The organism is Clostridium sp. LY3-2, assembly GCF_024705715.1.
GTDB lineage: Bacteria > Bacillota > Clostridia > Clostridiales > Clostridiaceae > Clostridium.
The window spans coordinates 22,302-31,597 of record NZ_JAMDLQ010000029.1; the positions used below are offsets into that span (position 1 = coordinate 22,302).

General features: G+C 26.5%; 10 protein-coding genes. 8 read left to right on the plus strand and 2 right to left on the minus strand.

Annotated features, from left to right (window positions below):
• Positions 1-15: 15 nt before the first annotated feature.
• Positions 16-237, minus strand: a complete 222-nt coding sequence (locus M4I33_RS09830; RefSeq protein ID WP_257916621.1) for a ferrous iron transport protein A — start codon at positions 235-237, stop codon at positions 16-18.
• Positions 238-421: 184 nt separating this feature from the next.
• On the opposite strand from M4I33_RS09830, the gene M4I33_RS09835 reads away from it, so the two are divergent.
• The 6 genes from M4I33_RS09835 to M4I33_RS09860 all read left to right on the plus strand — a co-directional run bounded on the left by M4I33_RS09835 (position 422) and on the right by M4I33_RS09860 (position 5,903).
• Positions 422-1,159, plus strand: coding sequence for an HAD-IB family hydrolase (locus M4I33_RS09835; RefSeq protein WP_257916622.1), 738 nt, complete (start codon positions 422-424; stop codon positions 1,157-1,159).
• Positions 1,160-1,173: 14 nt separating this feature from the next.
• Complete coding sequence (locus tag M4I33_RS09840) at positions 1,174-1,875, plus strand: ribonuclease H-like domain-containing protein (RefSeq protein WP_257916623.1); 702 nt, start codon at positions 1,174-1,176, stop codon at positions 1,873-1,875.
• Between the two features lie 122 nt (positions 1,876-1,997).
• Positions 1,998-3,398: a hypothetical protein gene (locus M4I33_RS09845; RefSeq protein ID WP_257916624.1), complete on the plus strand. Its 1,401-nt coding sequence runs from the start codon at positions 1,998-2,000 to the stop codon at positions 3,396-3,398.
• Positions 3,382-4,164, plus strand: a complete 783-nt coding sequence (locus M4I33_RS09850) for an ABC transporter ATP-binding protein (RefSeq protein WP_257916625.1) — start codon at positions 3,382-3,384, stop codon at positions 4,162-4,164. Before M4I33_RS09845 ends, M4I33_RS09850 begins: the two co-directional genes overlap by 17 nt.
• A gap of 51 nt (positions 4,165-4,215) precedes the next feature.
• Complete coding sequence (locus tag M4I33_RS09855; RefSeq protein WP_257916626.1) at positions 4,216-5,256, plus strand: HAMP domain-containing sensor histidine kinase; 1,041 nt, start codon at positions 4,216-4,218, stop codon at positions 5,254-5,256.
• A complete protein-coding gene (locus M4I33_RS09860; RefSeq protein WP_257916627.1) occupies positions 5,247-5,903 on the plus strand; it encodes a response regulator transcription factor in 657 nt (218 codons plus the stop codon). Before M4I33_RS09855 ends, M4I33_RS09860 begins: the two co-directional genes overlap by 10 nt.
• Positions 5,904-5,929: 26 nt before the next feature.
• Here the strand turns inward: M4I33_RS09860 and M4I33_RS09865 are convergent, their stop codons facing one another.
• Positions 5,930-6,802, minus strand: a complete 873-nt coding sequence (locus tag M4I33_RS09865; protein ID WP_257916628.1) for a ComEC/Rec2 family competence protein — start codon at positions 6,800-6,802, stop codon at positions 5,930-5,932.
• A 114-nt stretch (positions 6,803-6,916) separates the two neighbouring features.
• On the opposite strand from M4I33_RS09865, the gene M4I33_RS09870 reads away from it, so the two are divergent.
• Both M4I33_RS09870 and M4I33_RS09875 read left to right on the plus strand, forming a co-directional pair.
• Entirely contained in the window at positions 6,917-7,627 is a 711-nt protein-coding gene (locus M4I33_RS09870; RefSeq protein WP_257916629.1) for a 1-acyl-sn-glycerol-3-phosphate acyltransferase, read from the plus strand.
• 279 nt (positions 7,628-7,906) lie between these two features.
• Positions 7,907-9,296 (plus strand): phosphoenolpyruvate carboxykinase (locus M4I33_RS09875; RefSeq protein WP_257916630.1); only part of this gene is annotated, 1,390 nt, incomplete at its 3' end.

The following is a 9,296-nucleotide window of genomic DNA, read 5'->3' on the forward strand; positions in this document are numbered from 1 at the left end:
TCGTTTAATTCCTCCTTATGCACTTAAGATAATATTTTCTGCATCTTTTTTTCTGATAGCTAAATCGAATCCTCTAAAATTAATTATTATAGGGTCTCCAAGAGGAGCTACAGTTTTCATCTTAACTTCTGTTCCTTCTATGCATCCAAGAGCAAAAAGTCTCTTAGTTAATTTATTATTACCTTCTATTTTCTCTATTATACCTGACTCGCCAGGTCTTAATCCGTTTAAGTTCATCACATACACCTCACAATGAAAATCAATATCATAACATTATTATAATACTCTAGTGTAGGTAAAAGGTCAATGGGTAATTCCTATTTTTGCAAATGAAATATTATTAATAATTATTCATATTACTTTTGCAAATTGGAAGAAATTAAGTATAATATTAAGAAAGGATATAGCTAAGGAGGAAATAATGATGAAAAAGAACATAGCTGCATTTTTCGATATAGATGGAACTATCTATAGAGAAGGATTAATTACAGAAGTATTTAAAAAGATGATTAAATATGAATTAATAGAACCAGAAAAATGGTATAATGAAGTAAGACCTGATTTTTTAAAGTGGGATAAAAGGCAAGGGGATTACGATGATTACCTTTTAAAAATGGTAGATATATATGTAGATGCAATTAAAGGCTTTAAAAAAGATCAGATGGAATTTATAGCTAAAAAAGTTATAGAGCAAAAAGGTGATAGAGTATATACCTTTACTAGAGATAGAATAAGATGGCACAAATCACAAGGGCATATAGTTATTGCAGTTTCAGGTTCTCCTTTAGAACTCGTTAGCGAAATGGCAAACAAATACGACTTTGATGATTATAAAGGTGCAGTTTACACTTTAGATGAAGAAGGAAACTACACAGGAGACGTTATTCCTATGTGGGATAGCGAAAGTAAGCAAAAAGCTATAAACGAACTTACTGAAAAATATAACATAGATTTAAAAAATAGTTATGCATATGGTGATACTGCAGGAGATTATACAATGCTTTGTAACGTACAAAATCCTTATTGCATGAACCCTACTAGAGAGCTATTAAAAAATGTTATGAATGATGAAGAATTAAAATCAAAAATAAATGTTATAGTTGAAAGAAAAGACGTAACATATAAATTAAATGTAGACGAAATTCAAATTGTTGAGTAGAAAAGAGTGGTGCTGTGATTATAAAAGAGGACATTATTAATGTAGAAAGAGGAATTAAAGAAAAGTTTTTAGAAACAACTAATAATTTAATGCCTGAGGATATAATATTTTTTGATTTAGAACATTATGTTTACAAAAAGCCAAAGTGTATTGGTGTATTTGGGGCATGTGTATTTAATAAAGAAGATAATACCTTAACATCTACTCAATATATGATCGAAAATAAAAAAGAAATAAAAGATATCTTAATTTTAGCATTAAGATATTTTGAAGATATGAAAGAAAAAGGGAAAAAGGGAATATCTACTTTTTCAGGAAATAATGATTTCACAGTAATTAACTACCTATTCAAAAAATACTCAATTGAATATGATTTTAATGAAAATTTTGAATCAGTTGACTTACAAAAATATTACGAAAAATATATGAAGACTTCTATAGGGCTAAAAAATTTAGAAAAGATTTTTGGTATCGAAAGAGAAGGGGAAGTTATTAGTGGTTCAAATTTAGCTAAGACTTTCCATAAGGTTTTAAAAGATAGCGATTATATAAAAAGAATGCCAGAAGGTAAAATTCAAAAAATTCTCCTATATAACGAACAAGATGTAGTTAATCTATATTATATATTTACTACTTGGAATGAATATATAAAAGAAGAAACAGAAGTTTTAGATGAGGAAATAGAAGTCTTAAACGAAGAAATAGAAGAAATTTAATTTAATAATAAATACTTAAAAAAGCAAATTCTAGATTTAGAATTTGCTTTTTTTTATCTATTTCATTTTAATTTCATATTGAAGATTTATTATAATGGTAATAAGAGGAAAGGAGAAAGGGAATGGGGATTTATTCATTTACTCGAAATATTTTTAATTCTGAAAAAAAAGAAAATAATTTGTTTACTGGAGTAATTATCATAATTAGTATCTGTTTATTTAATATTATAAATATGATATATAATTATAATATCTATCCAAAGTCAGGATATGTAGAGAGGTATGTTCCTGCAAGTTATTATTATCCTGAAACAATTGCAAAATTATCATTAGAATATGTAATGCGTGAAAATGTTTTGATTCTTTTAATTTTTGCAACAGTTGTAATCGTATTATGTAATTATATCTTTATCAAAAAGAAATCTAAATCATTAGCTTTTTTAATTTATAGTGGAGGAAGTTTTGTTGATGCACTTAGATTTTTGCTTTACACAAACTTAAGAAGTTGTTTTGGAGGTGCATTAGTTGGGTGCTTCATAGGATTTTTAATTTCTCCAATATTTAATAAAGTAATATATATGATAATGGGTGTAGATTCATCTATATTATTCTTCAATCTAGAAGTAATATCTGTAAGTGTAGTTTATTGTTTATTACAACTTATAATAGTTAGTTTTTTAGATATAGGATATGTTTATAGAAATGATATTATCGGGCTTTTAAAAGGAGAAGAAGAGAGAAGATTAGATGATAAGAGAATTATAAAAATTCCAGTTTTTTTAATTTTAATTTTAATTAGTTTGCCTTTGATTTTTGCCTTTACAAATCCTACATTTAAAGGAGCTGATGGGTTATTATATCTTTTAACTATAATAAGTATAATATCAATTTTTGGACTTAATTATATAAAAGAAGATCTATTGAATTTGTTAAAAAGGACAGGGTATTTATATAAGAGAAAAAGAATGATCTATTGGTCTAATGGTTTATCTAACGTAAAAGAAGTTAATTTATTTATAATACTCTTTGTTACATCTATAGTAATATTACTTAAAGCTGGTATGGAAATATATAACTTTCAAGGTATGAAAGAAAATATAATTATTGTAATTACTTTAATGAGCTTTATTATTTGTACAGGTATTGTATATAGATGTATTTTAAACTTTTCAAATGTTTATAGCCGAGCAAAAAAGCTAGACCTTTTAGGATTTACTAAAAGTGAAGTTTTAGAGATAGTTAGAAAAGAAATGATAATTGTTTTTACATTTTTATTTGGGATTCCTATGATAATAATTTTAGGTAATATAATAGTTTATAGTCTTTGTAAAATTTCTGAAGTGTCTTATGGACTACTACTAATAGGAATATTGTTAATTCCTATAACTATATCTTTTATTATTGTTATGAATTATACGAAAATAAAAATTGAAAATGATTTATATAAAAAGAGTGAAAAAGAAGTTTTAAAAAAGGAAGGTTTAGACTTAAGGGGGGAAGTAAATTATGGAGAGAATAATTAGATTAGAAAATGTATATAAAGTTTATGGAGAATATAAAAATAAATACGAAGCACTTTCTGATATTAATTTAGATATAAATTATGGAGAATTTATAGGGGTTATGGGTCCTTCAGGTTCTGGGAAGTCAACGTTTTTAAATATAATATCTACAATTGATAAGGCTACTAAAGGGAAACTTTATCTAAAAGATAAAAATGTAAAAAATATGGCAAATTACGAAATAAGTGAATTTAGAAAAGAGAATATAGGTTTTATATTTCAAGAGTGTAATCTTTTAGAGACTTTAACAAATGAAGAAAATATAATGGCTCCCTTAATAATAAATGGAAAAGATAAAGAGGAATCTATAAATAAAGTAAATAGCTTAAGTAAAAAACTTGGGATAGAAGATATTTTAAAAAAATACCCTTCTGAATGTTCAGGAGGACAAAGGCAAAGGGTTTCTATAGCTAGGGCTTTAAGTAACGAACCAGAAATAATTTTTGCAGACGAACCTACAGGTGCTTTAGATTCTAAAAAATCTATCGAGATTTTAGATATTTTAAAAAAGTTAAACTTAGAAGAGGGAATAACAGTAGTTATGGTAACTCACGATCAACTTATGGGAAGTTATTGTGATAAGGTTGTTTTAATTAGAGATGGAGAAATCGATAATGTTTTAGTTAGAGAATATAAAGAAGGTGAAACTCAATTAGAATTTTATAAAAAGGTTATGAGTGAAACTTCTAAAGAAGCGGAAGATCTATTTAAAGAAGTGATAGGGTAAAATTTTGGTCATGCTATTTTTAGCATGGCCTAATTAAAATTAGGGGGAGAAATGAGGCTAAGCGTTAAAAGTAAAATAATTTTATATTCAGTTATATGTACTCTTATATCATTGTTTTTAGGAAATATTTTAATCTTTAACTTATTAACTGAATTAGACAAAGGTATAGAAGATGATAAAAAAATAATTGTGATTTTAGTAGTTTATTCTATTTTTATTATCATATCAAATCTAAGCATATCTTTATTTTTATCAAGGGTTTTATATAAAAAGATATCAGGAGTAAATAAATACATAGATTCAATTTTTAAGGGAGAGGATTATAGATATAGTGAAAGTGTAGTTAGAGATGAGTTTACTATCCTTACTGAAAAGATAGATAAACTTCACGAAGATTATGATTCTAACTTAAAAACTTTAGAAAAAGAGAAAACATATAAAAGGCAGCTTATGCTAAGTTTATCTCATGAAATTAAAACACCTATAGGTGGGCTTAATGGAATTTTAGAAGGGATGCTTGACTTAGTTTATCCCTATACTAATAGAGATAAATATATAAGAGAATGTAGAAAACTTTCAGAAAGATTAAGTCAGATCTCTAATGAAATGCTAGATGTAACTAAGATGGATTGTAAACTTAAAGGAAGGGAAGAGATTAATATTAATTTACTTATAGATGAAATAGCTTACGGCTTTGAAGAATTCATCTATAATAAGGATTTGATATTAAACTTAGATATAGACGAAAGACTAACTGTTTTTACAGATAAAAGATTACTTAAGAGAGCTTTAGTTAATATAATTGAAAACTCTTTTAAATATGCAAACAATAATTCTAAAGTAAGAATTTATTCAAAGGGATTTACGTTACACTTTTATAATGAGTGTGAAGGATTAACAAAAGAAGATTTAAACTTTTTATTTAAGCCTTTATATAGAGGTTCTAATAAAAAAGAAACTACAGGAAGAGGGATAGGTCTATATGTAGTACAAGAATGCTTAGATGCATTAGGGTATAGCTATTATTTTAATAATTATAAAGAAGGGGTTTTATTTAAAATAAACTTAAAGGGGGAATACACTTGGGATTAAATATATTTGTTTTAGAAGATGATAAAAATTTAAATAAAATAATAGAGAGTTATTTGATTTATAACGGATTTAACGTAACAACTTGTTTTGATGGAGAAACTGCTACAAATAAAATTTATGAAAAAGAGTATGACCTTTATATAATAGATATAATGGTTCCAAAAGGCAACGGGTTAGATATTTTAAAAGAAATTAGAACTGTTTCAAGTAATCCAGCTCTCATAATTACAGCCCTAGATAGTGAAGAAATAGAAATAAAAGCATTTAAAAATGGAACAGATGATTATATAACTAAGCCTTTTTCTCCAAATAAGCTTTTAATTAGGATAGAGGCTATTTTAAGAAGGGCAAATAAATTAAATAAAGAGATTCTAAATCACAAAGAATATACTTTAGATTTAGAAAAGTGCATAGTAAAATTTAATGAAGAAAACTTAAATCTACTTAAAAAGGAATTTGAAATATTTAAGATTTTAATATTAAATAAAGGAAATATATTAAGTCGAGAAAAAATTTTAGATAAAGTTTGGGGCTATGATTATTTTGGGACAGATAGAATAGTAGATGCACAAATTAAAAATTTAAGAAAGAAGCTAAAAAGTGATGTAGTTAAGACGATTAAAGGAAGAGGCTATTTAATAGAATAAAAGTACAAGCAAAGCTTGTACTTTTATTATTTTTCTTTAACTATATCAGTTCCATTACTAATTAATACAATATTTCCGTCTTTATCAGTTCTATAAACTTTACTTTTAACTTTTGAAAGTTTTTCTAAAGTTTCTTTGTTTGGGTGTCCGTATTTATTGTTTGTACCACAAGAAATGATAGTAACTGACGGGTCAACCTTTTGTAAAAACTTCTCTGAAGAAGATGTTTTAGAACCGTGGTGGCCTGACTTTAATACATCAGAACTTATATTGTAGCCTTTACTTAAAACATATTCTTCTACAGGGGTTTCAGCATCTCCTGTAAATAAAAATGAGTTCTTACCATATGTAATTTTCATAATAGGTGAGTAGTTATTTAAATCTTTATCTTTGAAATCCTCTTTAGGAGAAAATACTTGTACCTTTGTATTTTTACCAAGGTCTATGCTATTTGTATTTTCATTTAAAACATTTATTTTTAAGTTTTTAGATTTTAGAGCTTTAATCATATCTTCAAAAGTTTTAGTTGTTGTTGTTACTTTTGGAGCATAAAACTCACCAATTTCAAAGTTTTTAATTACTTCATCCATATTCCCTATATGATCTTCGTGGGGATGCGTTGCTATAACGTAATCTAATTTTTTTATCTTTAAACTATTTAAATAGTTTATTAAATCTTTTTCGCTTGATCTAGATCCAGAATCTATTAGCATATTTTTACCGTTAACTTGGATTAGCTCACTATCCCCTTGTGAAACATCTATATAATGTACTTTCATTTCGGTTTTTATATCGCTAGAAGTGTTAGTACTTGCTTCTTTAGAAGTATTACAAGACACTAAAAACGTTAATGAAAAAACTACAAATATAGAAATTAATAATTTGAATTTTTTATTCATATATTCCTCCCTTTAAGTATAAGTCTAGACTGTTTTATTATACCATTATATAATAGTGTAGTTAGATAAAAAATAATTTTATACATGGTATGTAATTTTAGAGGTGATAAATAAATGAAAATTTTTAAATATATAAAGTATGGACTTTATATGATAGGGTTAAGAATTAAAGGAATAAAATTTAACCACATACTTAAAAAGTATGGTGAAGATGAGGCTTTTAAGTATGGTGATGATGTATTTTTAAAATGGTGTAAGTTTACAATAAATACTGTTGGGATGGATATACAAATTGAGGGAGAAGAAAATATTCCAAAAGAGACCTGTGTATTTATAGGTAATCACCAAAGTATTTTAGATATACCAGTTTTAAGGTATGCTTGCAAAAAAGATTTAGGGTTTATTGCAAAAAAGGAAGTATTAAAGGTACCTATACTAGGTTTTTGGGTAAAAAGTATGAACTGTGTTCCGCTTGATAGATCAAATCCTCGTGATGCTGTAAAAGTAATTACAAAGGGAGTTGAATATCTTAAAAGGGGATATAATATGGCAATATTTCCAGAAGGTACAAGGTCAAAAGATGGAGAAATTCATGAATTTAAAAAAGGAAGCATGAAGCTTGCTACAAAGGCAAAGGTTAAAATAGTGCCAGTATCAATAGATGGTACTTCAAAATGTTTTGAAGATAATAGATCGTTTATACCAGGCAAAGTAACTATAGTCTTTGGTAAAGCTATAGATACAGAGTCTTTAACTAAAGAAGAGGAAAAAAATCTAACAGAAGAATTAGAAAAGATAGTAAAAGAAAATAGAATAAAAGTTTAAATTCGAAAAACTTAGCAAAAATTTGCTAAGTTTTTTTATTTTTAATATAAAACATTTTTAGATATATAAATACAGTAATTTACATAAAAAGTTTAAACTGTAAACGAAACTCAGACGGAAAATTGTAGACATATGTATTTTATATATAGACTATTTAGGTAAAATGAAAAAAATATATTTTCAAAATTGCATTTTGTATGCTATAATAACCGTAAAAGATGAAAAAAAGCAAATAAATGCAATTTTTAAATATAAAAAATTTCAAAAGGGGTTAGTTAAATGAGAAAAGAATTTTCAATAAGCAATGATAAAGTATTAATCAATTTTACTTCAAAATACTGTGTTACTTTTGAGGGACTAATAGAAAGTGAAGGGTTTAGACGTGTACTTGAACTGTATTTAAAAAAGGTTAAAGAAAAGAAAACTTTAAGTTTTAGATATTTAAGTAAATCATTAAAAACAGACGATGTAATATCACTTAGAAAGAAACTTAATAAGGTAATAAAATATTTAACAGTTATGGATGTTCAAGAAATTATAGAAGATAGAGATGATTTTGAAGAGCTATTATCTAATAAAGACGAATTTATAGGAATGATAGAAGAGCTTTATTTACTTTGGAGAAGACTTGAAAGATATGCTGTTATCCATGGGGGAAAAGTTGATAACGGCTTAGCACAAGTTAATTTTACAGAGGCAAACGACGGATTATCAAAATTAATATTAAGATTATATAGAAAAGTAGAAAAGAATGTTTTAGGAGTTCAACCAAAGGTATTTAGACAAATACCAGTAGGTGGGAATTCTTGTATTATGATAAATAAACTTTTATGGCCTATTCCAAGAGGATATGAAGTTTTAGAAGATATTCCATTTATAGATAGTATTTTACTTGAGACACCTTTTATAACTTACCCAAAAAGAAATACTAGAAAAGGTATGTTTAGTGAAACTAAGGAAAATCCTTTAAAATATGCAAATATAAATAAAGACCATTGGTTCTGTTATCCTGCTAAAGTTGGAGAATCACTAGCTTATATTTATTTTCATAGAGACTTTATGGAACACGGAATCACTCTTTGCAACCTTTTTGAAATGGCTAGAAAAGAAGAATGTCGAGGAACAAAGCCAGATATAGTTTATGTATATGGTGCAAAAGAGGATGGGGAAGAACTTCACACAGTATTTTATGATGATCTAGATAATGATATAATGGTAGGCTATGTTAGCCACTCAGAAGATGTAGATTATTTTGGATACTTAAAAAAGATGACATTAACTCTTCATAACCTTAAAATGATGAAGAAGAAATGTCTTCCTATACATGGTGCTATGGTTAATATAACTTTAAAAGATGGAAAGACTGCAAATGTTGTAATAATGGGAGATAGTGGTGCTGGAAAGTCAGAGAGTTTAGAGGCATTTAGAACATTAAGTGAAGAGCATATTTCAGATATGACTATATTATTTGATGATATGGGAACATTTAAAATTAAAGATGGAGATATAATAGGATACGGAACTGAAATTGGTGCCTTTGTAAGATTAGATGATTTAGATCAAGGTTATGCATTTAAAGAGATGGATAGAAGTATCTTTATGAATCCAGATAAAATAAATGCAAGATTAGTAGTTCCAATAACTCCATACAAAGAAGTCGTAAAAGGAT

Coding starts and splice junctions, on each gene's coding strand:
- M4I33_RS09830 (WP_257916621.1), bottom strand. CDS start 237: ATGAACTTAAACGGATTAAGACCTGGCGAGTCAGGTATAATAGAGAAA.
- M4I33_RS09835 (WP_257916622.1), top strand. CDS start 422: ATGATGAAAAAGAACATAGCTGCATTTTTCGATATAGATGGAACTATC.
- M4I33_RS09845 (WP_257916624.1), top strand. CDS start 1,998: ATGGGGATTTATTCATTTACTCGAAATATTTTTAATTCTGAAAAAAAA.
- M4I33_RS09850 (WP_257916625.1), top strand. CDS start 3,382: ATGGAGAGAATAATTAGATTAGAAAATGTATATAAAGTTTATGGAGAA.
- M4I33_RS09855 (WP_257916626.1), top strand. CDS start 4,216: ATGAGGCTAAGCGTTAAAAGTAAAATAATTTTATATTCAGTTATATGT.
- M4I33_RS09865 (WP_257916628.1), bottom strand. CDS start 6,802: ATGAATAAAAAATTCAAATTATTAATTTCTATATTTGTAGTTTTTTCA.
- M4I33_RS09870 (WP_257916629.1), top strand. CDS start 6,917: ATGAAAATTTTTAAATATATAAAGTATGGACTTTATATGATAGGGTTA.